The organism is Methylotenera versatilis 7 (assembly GCF_000799165.1).
GTDB classification, from domain to species: Bacteria; Pseudomonadota; Gammaproteobacteria; order Burkholderiales; family Methylophilaceae; genus Methylotenera_A; species Methylotenera_A versatilis_A.
On the sequence record NZ_JUGF01000002.1, the window covers coordinates 1,085,241 to 1,103,363 of the forward strand.

The 18,123-nt window shown below is 44.3% G+C and carries 16 protein-coding genes; 4 read left to right on the forward strand and 12 right to left on the reverse strand.

The window, feature by feature from the left end:
* Positions 1-20: 20 nt before the first annotated feature.
* The 8 genes from hemF to polA all read right to left on the reverse strand — a co-directional run bounded on the left by hemF (position 21) and on the right by polA (position 9,191).
* Complete coding sequence (gene hemF, locus K370_RS09300) at positions 21-962, reverse strand: oxygen-dependent coproporphyrinogen oxidase (protein WP_047541105.1); 942 nt, start codon at positions 960-962, stop codon at positions 21-23.
* A 19-nt stretch (positions 963-981) separates the two neighbouring features.
* Complete coding sequence (gene purD / locus K370_RS09305; RefSeq protein ID WP_047541107.1) at positions 982-2,253, reverse strand: phosphoribosylamine--glycine ligase; 1,272 nt, start codon at positions 2,251-2,253, stop codon at positions 982-984.
* Between the two features lie 26 nt (positions 2,254-2,279).
* Complete coding sequence (purH, locus tag K370_RS09310; RefSeq protein ID WP_047541109.1) at positions 2,280-3,866, reverse strand: bifunctional phosphoribosylaminoimidazolecarboxamide formyltransferase/IMP cyclohydrolase; 1,587 nt, start codon at positions 3,864-3,866, stop codon at positions 2,280-2,282.
* 45 nt (positions 3,867-3,911) lie between these two features.
* Positions 3,912-4,148, reverse strand: coding sequence for a helix-turn-helix domain-containing protein (locus tag K370_RS09315; RefSeq protein WP_047541111.1), 237 nt, complete (start codon positions 4,146-4,148; stop codon positions 3,912-3,914).
* Positions 4,149-4,171: 23 nt separating this feature from the next.
* Positions 4,172-5,200 carry a tRNA dihydrouridine synthase DusB gene (gene dusB, locus K370_RS09320; protein WP_047541113.1) on the reverse strand — a complete coding sequence of 343 codons (1,029 nt, stop codon included), beginning with the start codon at positions 5,198-5,200 and terminating at the stop codon, positions 4,172-4,174.
* 101 nt (positions 5,201-5,301) lie between these two features.
* Entirely contained in the window at positions 5,302-5,577 is a 276-nt protein-coding gene (locus K370_RS09325) for a YkgJ family cysteine cluster protein (protein ID WP_081977187.1), read from the reverse strand.
* A gap of 20 nt (positions 5,578-5,597) precedes the next feature.
* Entirely contained in the window at positions 5,598-6,365 is a 768-nt protein-coding gene (locus tag K370_RS09330) for a competence/damage-inducible protein A (RefSeq protein ID WP_047541117.1), read from the reverse strand.
* Positions 6,366-9,191, reverse strand: a complete 2,826-nt coding sequence (gene polA / locus K370_RS09335) for a DNA polymerase I (protein ID WP_047541119.1) — start codon at positions 9,189-9,191, stop codon at positions 6,366-6,368.
* A gap of 53 nt (positions 9,192-9,244) precedes the next feature.
* Here polA and K370_RS09340 point away from each other — a divergent pair, with 53 nt between their 5' ends.
* From K370_RS09340 to K370_RS09355, 4 genes are all read left to right on the forward strand, one after another.
* Positions 9,245-9,967 (forward strand): TIGR00730 family Rossman fold protein, encoded by a 723-nt coding sequence (locus tag K370_RS09340; protein WP_047541121.1) that lies wholly within the window; start codon positions 9,245-9,247, stop codon positions 9,965-9,967.
* Between the two features lie 82 nt (positions 9,968-10,049).
* Complete coding sequence (locus K370_RS09345; RefSeq protein WP_047541123.1) at positions 10,050-10,412, forward strand: DUF2782 domain-containing protein; 363 nt, start codon at positions 10,050-10,052, stop codon at positions 10,410-10,412.
* A gap of 71 nt (positions 10,413-10,483) precedes the next feature.
* A complete protein-coding gene (locus tag K370_RS09350; protein ID WP_047541126.1) occupies positions 10,484-11,431 on the forward strand; it encodes a homoserine kinase in 948 nt (315 codons plus the stop codon).
* 20 nt (positions 11,432-11,451) lie between these two features.
* Positions 11,452-12,249: a BPSS1780 family membrane protein gene (locus K370_RS09355; RefSeq protein ID WP_047541128.1), complete on the forward strand. Its 798-nt coding sequence runs from the start codon at positions 11,452-11,454 to the stop codon at positions 12,247-12,249.
* Between the two features lie 14 nt (positions 12,250-12,263).
* Here the strand turns inward: K370_RS09355 and K370_RS09360 are convergent, their stop codons facing one another.
* The 4 genes from K370_RS09360 to groL all read right to left on the reverse strand — a co-directional run bounded on the left by K370_RS09360 (position 12,264) and on the right by groL (position 18,103).
* Entirely contained in the window at positions 12,264-14,456 is a 2,193-nt protein-coding gene (locus K370_RS09360; protein ID WP_047541130.1) for a UvrD-helicase domain-containing protein, read from the reverse strand.
* Between the two features lie 400 nt (positions 14,457-14,856).
* The gene (ung, locus tag K370_RS09365; protein WP_047541132.1) at positions 14,857-15,552 is read right to left on the reverse strand and encodes a uracil-DNA glycosylase; all 696 of its coding nucleotides are present in this window, start codon (positions 15,550-15,552) and stop codon (positions 14,857-14,859) included.
* A 104-nt stretch (positions 15,553-15,656) separates the two neighbouring features.
* The gene (locus K370_RS09370; protein ID WP_047541134.1) at positions 15,657-16,217 is read right to left on the reverse strand and encodes a hypothetical protein; all 561 of its coding nucleotides are present in this window, start codon (positions 16,215-16,217) and stop codon (positions 15,657-15,659) included.
* 242 nt (positions 16,218-16,459) lie between these two features.
* A complete protein-coding gene (gene groL / locus K370_RS09375) occupies positions 16,460-18,103 on the reverse strand; it encodes a chaperonin GroEL (protein WP_047541136.1) in 1,644 nt (547 codons plus the stop codon).
* Positions 18,104-18,123 lie beyond the last annotated feature (20 nt).

The following is an 18,123-nucleotide window of genomic DNA, read 5'->3' on the forward strand; positions in this document are numbered from 1 at the left end:
TGTACAATAATGGTAAGCGTTTATAGCCAATCTCTATCTATCAAAAAATCGCTGTATAGCTTCGATTCAGCGCTGTCATTTTCAGGCTTCCAATCGTACCGCCATTTGACGATAGGCGGCATCGACATCAGTATGGACTCAGTGCGACCATTTGATTGCAAACCAAATAATGTGCCGCGGTCATAAACCAAATTAAATTCTACATAGCGACCACGGCGATAAGCTTGAAAATCACGTTCTTTTTCAGTATACGCAATATCTTTACGGCGTTGCAATATGGGTAAATAGGCTTGTAAGAAACTATCGCCTACCGCACGTTGTAGTGCAAAACTTTTCTCAAAACCTAAAGTATTAAAGTCATCAAAGAAAATGCCGCCGATGCCGCGCGGTTCTTTGCGATGTTTGAGGTAGAAGTATTCGTCGCATTGTTTTTTGAATTGTGGGTAGTAAGTTGGATTAAATGCGTCTAATGCGGTTTTGTTGGTGCGGTGGAAGTGCACGCAATCTTCTTCAAAACCATAATAAGGCGTTAAATCCATCCCGCCTCCAAACCACCAAATATCTTCAGATGTCTTTGTGGTCAAAGTTGCGTTGGTTTCGCTTTCAGGCGCTCTTGCAACAAAAAACCGGACATTCATGTGCACGGTCGGCACATACGGATTGCGCGGATGCAGCACTAAAGAAACGCCCATGGCCTCCCACGTGCGGCCAGCGGCTTCTGGATGGGCTATAGTTGCGGCGGGCGGAAGTTTGTTGCCTAGCACATGCGAAAAACCAACGCCTGCGCGTTCGAATACATTGCCACCTTCTAACAGGCAGCTTGTGCCACCGCCGCCTTCTGGCCGATTCCAGCTATCGTGTAAAAAAGTCTTACCATCAACCAGTTCAAGCGCTTCAACAATTTGATTTTGCAGATTTTGCAGATAATGCAGTACAGCGGCGGAGTTTAATTGAGCGCTCAAAATAACTTAACCTTATTTTTTAACCTTTAATTGCGCGGTAACCAATATCTGAGCGGTATTGCGCGCCATCAAACTGGATTTCATCGATTATTTTATAGACTTGCTGTTGCGCAAACTTCACTGTCTCACCCAAAGCGGTCACACATAATACTCGGCCACCGCTAGTGAGAACCTTGCCATCAACTAATTGTGTCCCTGCGTGAAATACATGTGCATCGTCTAAATGCTTTGGCAAGCCTATAATCTCATCATTGAGTCTAGGTGTATCCGGATAGTTGTAAGAAGCCATCACCACACCAAGTGCAGTACGTCTATCCCATTCAGCTTCTGCCAAATTGAGTGTACCATTGACAGCATGTTCAGCGAGCGCTACAAAATCACTTTTTAAACGCAGCATGATTGGCTGCGTTTCGGGATCACCCATACGGCAATTAAATTCTAATGTCTTTAAATTGCCATCGGGTGAGATCATTAAGCCCGCGTATAGAAAGCCTGTGTAGGGAATGCCATCTTTCGCCATTCCTTCAACTGTAGGGCGAATAATTTCACGCAAGACTTTCGCATGAATTTCTGGTGTTACCACCGGCGCGGGAGAATATGCACCCATTCCACCGGTATTCGGGCCAAGGTCGGCATCCAATAGTCGTTTATGGTCTTGGCTGGTTGCAAGCGGGAAAATATTTTTGCCATCTACCATTACAATAAAACTGGCTTCTTCACCTGTCAAAAATTCTTCAATGACCACACGTGCGCCAGCATCACCTAATTTGTTATCTGACAGCATGGCGTCAATGGCGGCATGTGCTTCGACGTCACTCATCGCGACGACTACACCTTTACCCGCGGCTAGACCATCGGCTTTGATAACAATCGGCGCGCCGCCTTGTTGAGTGACATAATCGTGTGCTAGTTTTGCGTCGGTAAATGTGGCATAAGCGGCGGTTGGAATATTGTGACGCATCATAAAGGCTTTGGCGAAATCTTTAGAGGATTCCAATTGTGCCGCTGCTTTAGTCGGGCCAAAAATCTTTAAACCATTTGCGCGAAATGTGTCCACGACACCTTGTGACAATGGCGCTTCCGGGCCTACCACAGTTAGATGGATTTGCTCTTTCTGTGCAAACTCAAGCAAGTCCTGAACGCTAGAAATCGGTACATTAACCATATCAGGATTCAGTGCAGTGCCAGCATTGCCTGGTGCGACAAAAACACGGCTAACGCTTTTATTTTGGGCTATTTTCCAAGCAAGCGCGTGTTCGCGTCCGCCACTACCAATCACTAAAATTTTCATGCTGAATTATCCTTTAGCGATTGCTATTAATGTCTAAAATGTCTAATGCCAGTCATGACCATGACCAAGCCATGTTCATCGGCAGCGGCAATCACTTCTTCATCGCGCATACTGCCGCCTGGATGAATCACACAGTTGGCACCTGCCTCTGCTAGCACATCAATACCATCACGGAACGGGAAGAATGCATCCGATGCAACCACGGAATCCTTAAGCGTTAAGCCCGCGTTTTGTGCTTTGATCGCAGCGATTTTTGTACTATCGACGCGGCTCATTTGACCAGCACCAACGCCCAATGTCATGCCATTGCCGCAAAATACAATCGCGTTAGATTTAACATATTTGGCGACATTCCATGCAAATAGCATATCCGCCAATTGTTGTGGTGTTGGTTGTTTTTTTGAAACCACTTTTAAGTCTGACTGGCTGATTTCGTGGTTGTCTGCGGTTTGAATGAGGATGCCTGAACCGACACGTTTGATGTCGTGCGAGTTGCGGCCTTGCTCCCACGCTGTCTCGCCGCCTTTGGGCAAGTCGATTTTCAAAACGCGAACATTGGTCTTTGCAGCAAAAACCGCTAATGCGTCTGCAGTGAAATCGGGCGCAATCAATACTTCAACAAACTGTTTAGAAACGATTTCGGCTGCTGCTTTATCTAATGTGGTATTAAAAGCAATAATGCCGCCAAAAGCAGAGGTAGGATCCGTTTGGAAGGCTTTTGAATAAGCCTCAAGTGCATCTTTACCTACTGCAACACCGCATGGGTTGGCGTGTTTTACAATGACGCAGGCTTTTCCTGTGAAAGATTTAACCGCTTCCCAAGCCGCATCCGCATCGGCGATATTGTTGTAGCTCAGTTCTTTGCCTTGCAACTGTTGCGCCGTTACAAGCGAGCCAGGTGCTGGATACAAGTCACGGTAAAAAGCCGCTTCCTGATGCGGGTTTTCGCCATAACGCAAATCTTGCAATTTGACAAAACGACCATTGGTTTGCGCAGGAAATGCGCTACGTGTGCCATCTGCTTTAAATGAGGATAGATAATCGCTAATCGCGCCATCATAATTGCTGATACGATTAAAAGCTGCAATAGATAAGGTGAAATTTGTGGCCTGGCTGATATTGCCGTTTGAGCTTTGCAGCTCACTGATGATGTCTGCATATTGGCTTGCATCAGTCAGTACAGAAACATCTTTCCAGTTTTTGGCAGCAGAACGAACCATTGCCGGGCCACCAATATCAATATTCTCAATCGCATCTTCCAGACTGCAATCTGGCTTGGCAACCGTCGCTTCGAATGGGTATAGATTAACAATTACCATGTCGATATTAGGAATGTCAGCGGCTTGCATTGCTGCAACATGTTCTGGCAAATCACGACGACCTAAAATGCCGCCATGTACTTTTGGGTGCAGCGTTTTAACACGGCCATCCAGCATTTCGGGGAAGCCAGTGTAATCGCTGACTTCAGTCACCGGAATATTGTTATCACGGAATAATTTTGCCGTACCGCCAGTGGATAAGATTTCTACGTGCAATTTAGTTAATGCCTGGGCTAACTCTAAAATGCCTTGTTTGTCTGAAACACTGATAAGTGCGCGTTTGATAGTTGCCATAAGATTGGGTCGAGAGTATTAAAGATAAGATTATAAGAAAGAGTATTAGCTTAAGCCGTATTGCGCCATTTTTTTACGCAGCGTATTACGGTTTAAACCAAGCATTTCCGCTGCTTTTGATTGGTTGCCGCCGACTTTATTCAGTATAAATTCCAGCATGGGCTTTTCTACGCAACCCAGTACCATATCGTAAATGGCGTGGGGCGGTTGACCGTCAAGGTGTTTAAAGTAGTCTTCTAATGACCCTTCAATAGCGTCCGAAAGTTTGCAAGAATTTTTCATATATTATTTTCTCCACTATCACTTTAAGCAGCCAGTGCTTCGGAACCTTCCGTTGCAGTATCGACATAGACTAGGCGTTCGTTCTTGCTTTTAAGCTCTGCAAAAAAATCATTAATCGCATTTAACTGCAACTCGATGGTTTGCAAAGTATTCATGTTATGTCTAAAGCTGGCTGAACCTGCCAAGCCTTTGGTATACCAGGAAATATGTTTTCGCGCGACACGCATACCGGCTAAATCGCCATAAAAGCTATACAAATCGTGCAGATGTTCCAGCATCACGGTGTGGATTTCTTCCACCGTTGGCGGCAGCATATGCTCACCTGTTTTTAAATAATGCTCAATCTCGCGGAAAATCCAAGGTCTGCCTTGCGCAGCACGGCCTATCATCACAGCGTCAGCGCCTGTGTAATCTAGAACATGCTTGGCTTTTTCCGGTGTGGTGATATCGCCATTGGCGATAAGTGGGATATTTATAGATTGCTTAACGGCGGCGATCGTATCGTATTCCGCATCGCCCATATACAAACAGGCGCGCGTGCGGCCATGCATGGCAAGCGCTTGCACGCCAATATCCTGCGCCATTTTTGCAATCTCAATCGCATTACGATTATTTTTATCCCAGCCAGTGCGGATTTTTAATGTCACTGGCACATCAACCGCGCCAACGACTGCTTTTAGAATTTGTGCAACCAGCGGCTCATCTTTTAATAGAGCACTGCCCGCCATTACATTACAGATCTTTTTGGCTGGGCAGCCCATGTTGATGTCGATAATCTGTGCACCGTTATCCACATTATGTTTAGCGGCTTCTGCCATCATTTTCGGGTCAGCGCCTGCTATCTGTACAGAAATCGGGTCCACTTCACCTTCATGATTCGCTCGACGCAGGGTTTTTTCACTGCCATACAACAACGAGTTTGACGTCACCATTTCTGAAACGGCCAAACCGGCACCTAACTTTTTGCATAACTGGCGAAAAGGTCTATCCGTTACGCCAGCCATAGGGGCGACGACTAGATTGTTTTTCAAAATATGATTGCCGATTTGCATTAAGTTAATTCGTTTCGGGAAAGTTGCCTATTTTAAACGCAAACAAGTTTAGTTAACAGCATTAAAATGCTTATTTTTTGTACAAAATTACGCACAAGAGTTTAATGATTGGGTTTGGTGAGATGTTCTAAATTGCTTAACCAAGCAATGGCGTATTCGCGGGCGTTGCCATGTTTTTCATCGCCACACATTTCCAAGTTAGGTTTTAAGCTGCCACAGAAATTGGGGCGTTCGGGCTTATTAAAAATCGCGCATTTAAAATCGTTCAGTAAATGGATGCAAGCCACACCCGCAGGTTTGCCATTCGGCATGCCGGGTAAAGGGCTATTAATGGATGGAGCGATACAACACGCGCCGCAGTTTGGTCTACATTCCATAAAAATCTACGCAGCGTGATTTACACAACATCGACCCATGCAAAACCAATGCTACTCACGCCAGCTTTAATGTCTTGCATTGCTTTATCCACCAAATCAGGCACGCCTTTTACGCCTAATTCCACTTGGCGATTTGGTTTGAGTTTTGGCAGACTAAATACTTTAATGCTTGGGTAATCAGTTAATATTTGTTTCATTAAATCAATCAGTTGGCTTTCTACACCATCTGCAATAATAATCGATTTTTCCAAGTATTCAGTTTTGTGAAAGTGATGACTGTAATGCGTATCAAGTACCCATTCCATCATCGGGTGCGCCATCTGTGGAAAGCCAGGCAAGAAATAGTGGTTAGGCTTTTGTCCTTTTAAACCCGCAGCAAATCCCGCAACGCGATTCACCGGGTTAGGAATCAAATCCGCACCTGCTGGAAACTCTGCCATCAACACCCGCTTGGGATATGCAGCTTCACCAAATTGCGCTTCAATCTCCGCAACAGCTGCTTTATGTCTCGCAAGCGGCACATTCAACGCATCTGCCGCCGCTTGTCGCGTGTAATCATCAGGTGTAGCGCCAATGCCGCCAAAGCTGAATACAATATCGCTGGTGTTAAAACTGCGTTTGAAGCTTGTTACCAGACGCTCAGGCTCATCTGCTAAATATTGAGCCCAAGAAAGTGTTAACCCACGTGCCTTGAGTATTTGAATCGCTTGACTAAGATGCTTATCTTCCCGTTTACCAGAGAGGATTTCATCGCCAATGATGTAAATACCAACATTTAAATCAGACATTTAATGCGCGCTTTCCCAATTGCTTCCCACGCCAACCTCAGCCAATAAAGGCACGTCCAACTTCGCTACACTTTGCATCAGTTTTGGCAGTGTGGATTTGATTAACTCTAATTCGCCATCAGGCACCTCTAGTACCAGTTCATCATGTACTTGCATGATGAGTTTAGTTTGTAGTTTTTCTTCCTTTAACCATTTATCTACCGCAATCATCGCGAGTTTAATCAAATCTGCCGCGGTGCCTTGCATGGGGGCGTTGATGGCGGCGCGTTCGGCACCGGCTCGTCTTTGGCCGTTTGCGCTGTTGATTTCTGGCACCCATAATCGGCGGCCGAAATAGGTTTCTACATAACCATTTTGCTTGGCAATTTCGCGAGTGTTTTGCATATATTCGCGCACGCCGGGGTAGCGGGCGAAATAGCGTTCAATGTAGCTGGCGGCGGCGCTGCGTTCAATATTCAGGTTTTGCGCGAGGCCAAATGCGCTCATGCCGTAGATAAGGCCGAAGTTGATCACTTTTGCGTAGCGTCGTTGCTCGTTATCCACTGCATCACGTTCTACGCCGAAAATCTCTGCCGCGGTAGCACGGTGAATATCTTCATTATTGGCAAACGCTTGTAGCATGCCTTCGTCCTGTGAAAGATGCGCCATGATGCGCAATTCAATCTGCGAGTAGTCGGCCGAAACGATATGGCTGCCAGTCGGTGCGATAAACGCTTCTCGGATTCTTCTACCTTCTGCGGTACGCACAGGAATATTTTGCAGATTAGGGTCTGAGCTGGCCAGCCGCCCAGTAATTGCTACCGCCTGATTGTAGCTGGTATGCACGCGACCAGTTTGTGCGTTAATCATTTTGGGCAGTTTGTCGGTGTAGGTGGATTTTAATTTTGCCAAACCGCGATATTCCAGCAAAACTTTAGGCAGAGGATGATCAAGCGCTAATTCCTGCAATACATCTTCATCTGTGCTTGGCGCACCGGAAGGGGTTTTTTTAGTGGGTTTAATGCCTAATTTACCAAATAAAATCTCTTGTAATTGTTTTGGTGATGCCAGATTAAAAGGTTGGCCAGCCAGTTCGTAGGCTTGGTTTTCCAGCGTAATCAATTTCAGGCCAATCTCATTGCTTTGCTTATTCAGCATATTGCTGTCAATCAACACGCCATTGCGTTCAATGGTGAACAGGATATTCGAAACAGGCAGTTCAATCTGGCTGTAAATGAAATCCAGCTTGCTATCTGCTGCAATTAGCGGATACATCGCCTCATGCAATTGCAATGTGATATCGGCATCTTCTGCCGCATATTCGCTGGCGGTTTCCACCGTCACTTGGTTAAAGCTGACTTGCTTTGCACCTTTGCCAGCCACATCATTAAACGTAATCGTTTTAACATCCAGATGGCGCATTGCAAGGTCGTCCATGCCATGTGATTTGTGTGATTCAAACACATACGATTCCAGCAAAGTATCGTGTTGAATACCATTTAACTGGATGCCGTGATTGGCTAGCACATGTTGATCATATTTCAGGTTTTGCCCGACTTTCTTGATTTTTTCGTCTTCTAAAATAGGCTTAACTTTGGCTAAAGTGTCTGTAAAACTTAACTGTTCTGGCGCATCAAAATAATCATGGGTTAGCGCAAGATAAGCGCCGCTGCCGGCTTCCACACTAAATGACATGCCAACTATCTTTGCGATCATCGGCTCTAGTGAGGTGGTTTCGGTGTCGAAACAAAACAAATTTGAGTTCTTGATTTTATCGAGCCAAGCATCTAATTGTGCCTTGGTTAAAATGGTTTCGTAATTGCGGTTGGTGTTGGTTTTGTAGTTAACTGAACTGTGAATAATCGGTTCAGAAGCTTTTGGTTCCTTTAAATCGCTAGCAACTGAAACATCGCCGAATAAATCACCAGATTGCGATAAAGCTGTAGTTTTTTTCTCTTGGCTAGCTTCATTTGGCTGGCCTAGTTCACGCTGCCAGGTTTTAAATTCAAAACGGTCGTAAATCTCGGAAAGTTTGGTTGTGTCCTGCGGCTGTAATTGCAAAGGCTCAAAGCTTTGTGGCATGCCTGCAAAGTCGCCTAAATCGCATTTAATGGTAATCAGTTCACGACCTGTTGGTAGCCAATCCAAGGCTTTGCGTAGGTTCTCGCCTACTACGCCAGTAAATTTGTCGGCATTGGCAATAATATTGTCCAGTGAGCCGTATTCCAGCAGCCATTTTACTGCAGTTTTTGGTCCCACTTTTTCTACGCCGGGTACGTTATCTACCGTGTCGCCGATTAAAGTCAGGTAATCAACAATCAGCTCGGGTTTTAAACCAAACTTTGCTTCTACACCTGCAATATCTAATACTTCATCGCCTTTTCTAAAAGCATTTGGCATGGTGTTAACCACCGTTACACGTTCATTTACTAATTGCGACATATCTTTGTCACCGGTAGAAATAATCACGCGCACATTCTGCTTTTCTGCCTGTTCAGCCAGGCAGCCAATAACGTCATCTGCTTCCACGCCATCCACCACCAATAGCGGCCAGCCCATGGCTTTAATCGCTTCATGCAGCGGCTCTACCTGACTGCGTAAATCATCTGGCATGCTGGGGCGGTTGGCTTTATATTCAGGGTAAATATCATCGCGAAAGGTTTTGCCTTTGGCGTCAAAGATACACGCGCTATAATCAGCAGGGTAATCTTTGTGCAATTTGCGTAACATGCTAAGCACGCCGCGAATCGCGCCAGTGGGTTCATTTTTACTATTACGCAAATCCGGCAAGGCATGAAAAGCGCGATAAAGGTAAGAAGAGCCGTCTACAAGTAAGAGCGTTTTCATAGTGTATAAATGCTATATTTAAATAATTAACGAAATAGTAATGAGTTAACTTAATGATAAAAAAATTACCAAAAACGAACGATTCAGAATTGTTCAATGGCGCGGGCGGTGAAACTGAATCGTGGCATGCTTTTGAGATTATGGCAGAATTTGTGTCTGCCACCGAAAAGTTAAAAGAAATCACGCCTGCCGTTTCAATTTTCGGCAGTGCGCGTACCAAGCAAGGTCATCCTTATTATCAATTAACGCAAGAGATTGCGCGCGCCTTGTCAGATGCGGGTTTTAGCGTGATTTCAGGCGGCGGACCGGGCATTATGGAGGCGGCGAATAAAGGTGCGTTTGCAGGCGTTGGGCCAAGTGTTGGCCTTAATATCGAGCTGCCGTTTGAACAGCATGGCAATGGCTTTCAGGATATTGATATTAAGTTCAAGTATTTCTTTATGCGCAAGGTGATGTTTGTTAAATATGCGGGTGCTTACGTGGTGATGCCTGGCGGATTTGGCACCTTGGATGAGTTAATGGAAGCGATTACACTGGTGCAAACAGGTAAATCACGCAAAATACCGATTATTCTGGTGTGTAAAGATTTTTGGGCGGGCTTATTGGATTGGCTGAAAAATACTTTGGTGCATGAAGGCATGGCTTCAGCGCAGGATATGGAGTTGATTCAATTGATTGATGACCCTAAAGAAATTGTGGAAGCAATCTTTAAACACTACGAATTGACGGGCTTCGAACTTACCCCTGCCGAACGTAAGATGCAATTGTATTTATAAGTCTGTTTATTTGTCTGCATATTAAGTTTTTACACAGGCTTTTTGTTAGAATGGTTGAACATAATTTGATGGTGAGTATGCGATGCAAATATTAAAAATAATCACAGTGTTAGCGGCTATTTTACCTGCGCTAATGTTGACGAACGTGAGCCTGGCAGCGCAGCCTGATAATCTTGAGCCGCTAGAACAAGTGCAACCGCCACCTAAAGTAGTGGATGGTGAAGCAATGGATGATCCTACGATTGAGCCGCAAGTGACGATTCGTAAAAAAGGCTCCGAAACGATTGAGGAATATCGCATCAACGGTGAAATGTACATGATGAAAGTGACGCCAGCGCATGGTGTGCCTTATTATCTGCACAAAGAAGACTCAAATGGCGCATGGGTAAATGTTGGGCCGAATGCACCTTTAAGTGTGCCGAAGTGGATTCTTTTCAGGTTTTAAGATTTCTAATTTCATTTCACAAGAGGGCATAGCCCTCTTAATTTTTTGAACAGCTATCTTAGTTAATTAATATGTCAGTTTTTACCACCTTAACGCTTGAGGAAGTACGCGATTGGTTGCGCGATTTTGCCATTGGCGACATTGTTGAGTTAAAAGGAATTGCCGCTGGCATTACCAATACCAATTATTTTGTGGTAACGACAAATGCGCGTTACGTACTGACTATTTTTGAAAAGAATGATTTAGATGAGCTGCCTTATTTCGTTGATTTAATGGCTTATTTGGCAAAGCATCATGTACCTTGTCCAGCACCTGTCGCAGATAAAAATGGCATCGCTTTGCATGTGCTGAAAGGTAAACCGGCGCTTATGGTCAGTTGCCTGCAAGGGCGCGATATAGAATCACCCAACATAGCGCAGTGCGTTGAGGTAGCAAAAACGTTAGCGCAAATGCATGTAGCAGGTGTTGGTTTTCAATCGACATCACATAACCAGCGAGGCGCAAGTTGGCGTAATCAAACGGCACAGCAAGTACTACCCAAGTTAGCTGCTGCTGAAGCCGATTTACTCAAAAATGAACTGGCTTATCAGACAGGTTTAGATTTAAACGATTGCCCACATGGCGTCATTCATGGCGATTTGTTTCGCGACAATGTGCTGTTTGATGGCGATAAACTGGGCGGCTTTATTGATTTCTACTACGCGTGCCATGATGTACTGGCTTACGATGTGGCGATTGCCGTCAACGAGTGGTGCATTCAGGCAGATGGCCGATTTGATACAGAAAAGCTGAATGCTTTTCTCGCTGCGTATCAACAAGTGCGGCCATTTACCGATGCCGAATTACAGTATTGGCCAGCATTATTGCGCCGCGCGGCATTGCGGTTCTGGTTATCTCGATTGTATGATTTTCATTTTCCAGTTGCGGGTGAACTTACCCACGCCAAGAACCCCGATCACTTTAAAACGATTTTAGAGAATCGCATTGAACTGGCGACATCATTCAGTAACGCACCGTAATTAATTAGAAAGTTTAAGTAATGGCAATTTTAGAATCACGCACTAAAACAGGCATTAGTTGGGTAAAAGAGGCAGTGGCTTTGTTTAAAACAAATCCAAGCAAATGGATGTTGCTGGGGTTGAGTTATGTCGCGGTTTTTATGATGATTCCGTCTATCCCGGGTTTGCAGTTATTTAGCTTTGTAGTGATATTGATGTGGCCAGTCTTTTTGGTGTTTGCCATTAGCTTGTATCGCAATGCGGATATACAACAGCCGCAAAGTTTAAATGCAGTGTTTAATGCGATTCAGCCAAAAATAAAAGCGTTAGTTGGTCTGGGTGCATTTTGCCTACTATATGGTGTTTTAGTGGGCTTACTACTGAACAGTGATATTCAGGGCATACTTAAGCTATCACAAGTGAGCGGCGTAATGACCGAGTCGCACGCTGCATTGGTGATGGAGAAAACGCTGCCTTTATTATTAAAAATATTGCTGCTATCGGCGCCGTTATTGATGGCAACCTGGTTCTCACCCATGTTGATTGCCTTCAATAATTATGGCGTGATAAAAGCCATTAAGTCCAGCATTGCTGGGTCGATTCAATACATGGTGGCATTAGGTGCCGCGTGGTTATTGTTAACCGCAGGTATTGTGTTGCTGATGATTCCTGCTGGCATGTTGGTTGCGGTGGTCAGTTTAGTACAGGCAAGTTTCGGTGAGTTGCTGGCTTCGCTATTGGTTTTTGGCGTATTGTTATTGGCAACCACCTTAATGCTGGCGTTTCAATATGTCAGCTATCGTGATGTATTTCGCGCTGCACCAGTTGATAAAACTTAATGCTTAAAAAAACGCTAAATTTTCTCTAATTTAGCGTATTCCATCGCCAGTGTTTTTAAGCCTTCGCGACCAAAGTTAATTTTAATCACCAGATTAGCCGCATTGCCTTCGTAGCTCACCACCACACCATCACCGAATTTATTATGGCGTACACCCTGGCCGATTTTGTAAGGGTAAACATTAGTGTTTTGCGCAGATGTCTGTTGCGATTTTTGGCTGTAACTTTCACCGTAATTACTGCCCGATTTTGCCATCGGTCTACTGTTAAGTCGCTTGAGTAATCCTTCTGGTATTTCATCTAAAAAGCGCGATGGAATGCCATAGCGCACTTGGCCATGCAGCATGCGGCTTTGTGCATGACTTAAGTATAAACGCTGACGCGCACGTGTTACCGCAACATACATCAGGCGGCGTTCTTCTTCTAAACCATTGTTTTCACTTAAACTTTGTTCGTGTGGGCAAAGGCCTTCTTCCAATCCGCTGATAAATACTGCCTTAAATTCCAGGCCTTTTGCGGCGTGCACCGTCATTAACTGTAGCGCATCATAACCAATCGTCGCTTGATGATCGCCAGCTTCCAAGCTCGCATGCGTTAAAAATTGCGTCATTAAATCTTGTTCAGTATCCCCATCTACATTGTTGTGATTACCAAATGCCTGATTGGTAAATGCGACTGCGGCGGTGACTAGCTCTTCCAAGTTCTCAATGCGGTCTTCACCGTCTTTATCATTTTGATAATGCGCTTTTAAGCCAGAAAAGGTGGTGGCCAATTCAGCCACTTCCGCCAATGTGATGCCGTAGGCTTGATCTGTCATTTCGCGGATCAACGCGACAAACCCTTCAAGGCCTTTGCCACCGATCTTGCCATTACCGACTTTATTGGTCGCCGCTTGCCATAAACTGCAATCATTCTGGCGTGCGCCTTCTTGCAATAGTTCAAGGCTACGTGCGCCAATGCCGCGTGCAGGGAAGTTAATCACGCGTAAGAGAGCCGTGTCATCATTGGCGTTCGCCATCAGGCGCATGTAAGCCAGTGCATGCTTGATTTCTGCACGCTCAAAAAAGCGCAGGCCGCCATAAACACGATAGGGCAGGTTAGCGGAAAACAGTGCATGTTCCAGCACGCGTGATTGCGCATTGCTGCGATATAGCAATGCCATATCCGCCAGCGGCGTGCCTTCACTTTGTAACATTTTTACTTCATCGACAATAAATTGCGCTTCGTCATTATCGTTATAAGCTTCGTAGATTCTAACGGGTTCGCCAGCGCCGGCACTTGTCCACAAATTTTTACCGAGACGGTTTTTGTTGTGCGAAATAATTGCGTTGGCGGCATCTAAAATATTGCTGTGGCTGCGGTAATTTTCTTCTAACTTAACGATATTCTGCACGTTAAAATCGGTTTCAAAATCGCGCATATTACCCACGCGCGCGCCGCGAAAACCGTAAATCGACTGGTCATCGTCACCTACGGCAAATAAGCAATTCTCTTTGCCTGCTAATAACTTAAGCCATTGATATTGCAGTTTATTGGTATCTTGAAACTCATCCACCAGAATATATTGAAAGCGGCTTTGATAGTGATTACGAATACGTTCATCGCGACTTAACAGTTCATAACATCGCAATAATAATTCCGCAAAATCCGCCACGCCTTCGCGGTTACATTGTTTGTCATATTCTTCATAGATTTCACGCAGTTTCTGGCTGTGGCTATCGTAAGCATCTACTTTGTTTGCCCGTAAACCCTCTTCTTTACAGCTATTGATATAGCCTTGTACTTGCTTTGGCACATACTTTTCGTCATCTACGTTCATTAACTTCATCAAGCGCTTGATGCTGGATAATTGGTCGGCTGTATCTAAAATCTGGAATGTAGAAGGTAACCCAGCTTCTCGATGATGCGCGCGCAATAGGCGATTACATAAGCCGTGAAAAGTGCCAGCCCACATGCCGCGTGTGTTAATCGGCAACATGGCGGTTAAGCGCGTCAGCATTTCTTTGGCGGCTTTATTGGTAAAAGTCACCGCCATTAAACCCATTGGCGAAATCTGGCCTGTTTGAATCAACCAGGCAATGCGAGTAGTTAATACACGCGTCTTACCGCTACCTGCGCCTGCTAATATCAGTGCAGATTGGTGGGGCAAGGTAACAGCTTCAAGCTGCTTGCTATTTAGGCCAGTGAGAAGTGATTCTTGAGTATGCATGCCGATATTATCGCATGTGAGGCCGCGAATGAGGCGATGAGAGGCTGATAAAAAATTGAACGATAAGTGAACTAACTCAGATTTAAGGCATCTGAAACTATATGAAAGCTAAGTTGATGCTTAGTTTTCTTTCCGCTTCTTTCCTCCCTGAGCGGAAGCCTTAGACTATGAGGCCTTTTTGCCCCGATTTATTCCCCTTGATCGGGGCTTTTTTTGACTTGCGTTAGGATGTAACTAACTTTTGCAAATTGTAAGCAAGTTGTAACGAGATGGCAAGTGCTTTATGGGAAATTTGGATTATTGCTCAGTTTTAATGATTAAGTTTTAGTCATTTATCACGAATTATTGATTCAATTTGGTTGAAAATCCAAGGCTAATCACTTAAATCGGCTAATAAATATTAAATTTGCCAATCAATTGGCGTTTTGCCTTGTCGTATCAAGTATTGGTTAATGGTAGAAAACTGACGATTGCCAAAAAATCCACGATGCGCAGACAAAGGCGATGGATGTACCGACTTAAGCACAAGATGTTTTTTTTCATCGATAAACGCACCTTTTTTCTGCGCGTAACTGCCCCATAACACAAACACCAAACCTTCACGATGCGCATTCAATGCGCTGATAGCAGCATCGGTAAATGACTCCCAACCTTTACCCTGATGTGCGCCTGCGTTACTCTGTTCTACTGTCAACGTTGCATTCAGCAGCAATACGCCTTGATCTGCCCAAGATGTTAAGTCGCCATTTCGACTCATCTTAATACCTAAATCAGACGAAATTTCTTTAAAGATATTCACCAAAGAGGGCGGTTGCGCAATGCCATGCGGAACAGAAAAACTTAAACCATGCGCCTGTGGCTGTCCTTTATCTAAGCCGTGATATGGATCTTGCCCAATAATCACCACGCGCACTTGTTCAAATGGTGTGTGATTAAACGCATTAAAAATCAATGGACTAGGTGGAAAAATTACCTTGCCTGCCGCTTTCTCTTGTTTCAGAAAATGCCGCAATGCCTGCATATAAGGTTTTTCGAGTTCATCGCCAATGACTGCTAGCCATGAGGGGTGAAGTTGACCAGATTTTTGTTGTGTCATAGTGATTTTTAAAAGTTGGAATGAAACGTTAATAAATAAAGGATTTTAACTAATTCAAGATGTTAAGTGAGCGATTAATTTATACTCAGTAAATAGTTGGTTGTTTATTTTTTCTCCATCACTTTTCTTATTTTCTCTAACTCTTCGACTAAAGGGTTTCTCTCACCCTCACTACCTTTATAGCCACGTAAATCAATATTGTGGATTTCTTTAACCTGCCTACCAGAGTATTCATAATTAGCAGTAATCTTAAACTGTGCGGGGCAAATATCTGATTTACCATTACCTTCAAAAAGTACCCAGCCTTGGGCTAATGCAAATATTAGTTCGGAATTTGGAGGGAAACTGTCCATGGGTGTAGTGAAAGCGACTTTGTTTTTAAGATTTCTATCATCTTGAGTTTCGCCGAACTGGAAGAAATCTTTATCAATAGTAAGCCTTAAGTTTTGTGCGGCATTTCGACCTGTATTTACTACACGAAGATAAATAAATGGTGTGTGAGGACGAACAAAAGGGGAAACGGTTATATAAGGGCGCATCATTGCTTCAGATTGATTGCGCATTTCTTCAACAGTTGCTTTACTGGATTCTGCCATACGATGAGTAAGGAAAGCATATATCGCTGTGACGACTACAAGTATTGCCGTTAAGTATTCAATCACCATTTTTTAATTCCATGTAAAGAATTTATCCTAATTGACGTGCTAGCTTGCGTCAAATAACAAACAGCAATAAAAAACCTCGCCGAAGCGAGGTTTTGTTTTTGAATGCTAGTTACAGCATTTCAGCTTCAATTCGATGGTGAGGCTAGGCGGTGAAATCATTTTTGACGCAGACAGTACGTTAAGTACGGCAAGGAAAAAATGATGAAACCAACGACGCATCACCGAAGAAGTGAAAGTTGAAATTACATCATGCCGCCCATGCCACCCATACCGCCCATATCACTACCACCCATTGCTGGAGCGTCTTCTTTCGGCAGTTCAGCTACCATGCAATCGGTTGTCAGCATTAAGCCAGCAACTGAAGCCGCATTTTGCAATGCGCTACGGGTTACTTTAGTTGGATCTAAAACACCCATCTCAACCATATCACCGTAAGTTTCGTTTGCTGCGTTGTAACCGTAGTTGCCTTTACCAGCTGCAACATTGTTTACAACAACAGAAGGCTCAACACCTGCATTTTGTGTGATTTGGCGCAATGGCTCTTCAACAGCACGCAATACAATTTTAATACCAGCGTCTTGGTCCAGGTTGTCGCCTTTTACTTTTGCAATCGCGTCACGTGCACGAATCAATGCAACGCCACCGCCAGCAACAATACCTTCTTCAACCGCTGCACGTGTTGCGTGCAATGCATCTTCAACGCGGGCTTTTTTCTCTTTCATTTCGATTTCAGTTGTCGCGCCCACTTTAATCACTGCAACGCCGCCAGCCAATTTAGCTACGCGCTCTTGCAATTTCTCTTTATCGTAGTCACTGCTTGATTCTTCGATTTGAGATTTGATTTGCGCGATACGTGATTTGATGTTCGCTTCAACACCAGCGCCGTCAATGATAATGGTGTTTTCTTTACCCACTTCAATGCGTTTTGCCTGGCCTAATTGCTCTAAAGTCACTGTTTCTAATTTCAAGCCAACTTCTTCAGCAATAACAGTACCACCAGTTAAGATAGCGATATCTTCTAACATGGCTTTACGACGGTCACCGAAACCAGGTGCTTTAACAGCAGTAGTTTTCAAGATGCCGCGGATGTTATTCACAACCAATGTTGCCAATGCTTCGCCATCGATATCTTCAGCGATGATTAACAATGGGCGACCTGATTTAGCTACTTGTTCAAGTGTTGGTAATAAATCACGGATGTTTGAGATTTTTTTGTCATGTAACAATACGAACGGATTATCTAACAATGCAATTTGACGCTCTTGATTGTTGATGAAATATGGAGATAAGTAGCCACGGTCGAATTGCATACCTTCAACTACGTCTAATTCGCTCTCTAAGCCTGAACCATCTTCAACAGTGATCACGCCTTCTTTACCTACTTTGTCCATTGCGTCAGCAATGATTTTGCCGATTGATTCGTCAGAGTTAGCTGAGATTGAGCCAACTTGAGCGATTTCTTTGCTAGTTGTACATGGTTTTGATTGTGTTTTTAAATCGGCAATCGCTGCAGCAACCGCTTTGTCGATACCACGTTTCAAATCCATTGGGTTCATGCCGGCAGCAACTGATTTCATGCCTTCACGGATGATAGCTTGTGCTAATACGGTAGCTGTTGTTGTACCGTCACCAGCGATGTCAGAAGTTTTTGAAGCTACTTCTTTCACCATTTGTGCGCCCATGTTTTCGAATTTGTCTTTTAATTCGATTTCTTTAGCTACTGAAACGCCATCTTTAGTGATGGTCGGCGCGCCATATGAACGTTCCAACACCACATTTCTACCTTTTGGGCCTAAAGTTACTTTAACTGCGTTAGCTAAAATGTTAACGCCGTTTGTCATTTTTTGGCGGACTTCATCGCCGAATCTTACGTCTTTTGCTGCCATGATTAACTCCTAAAATTGGT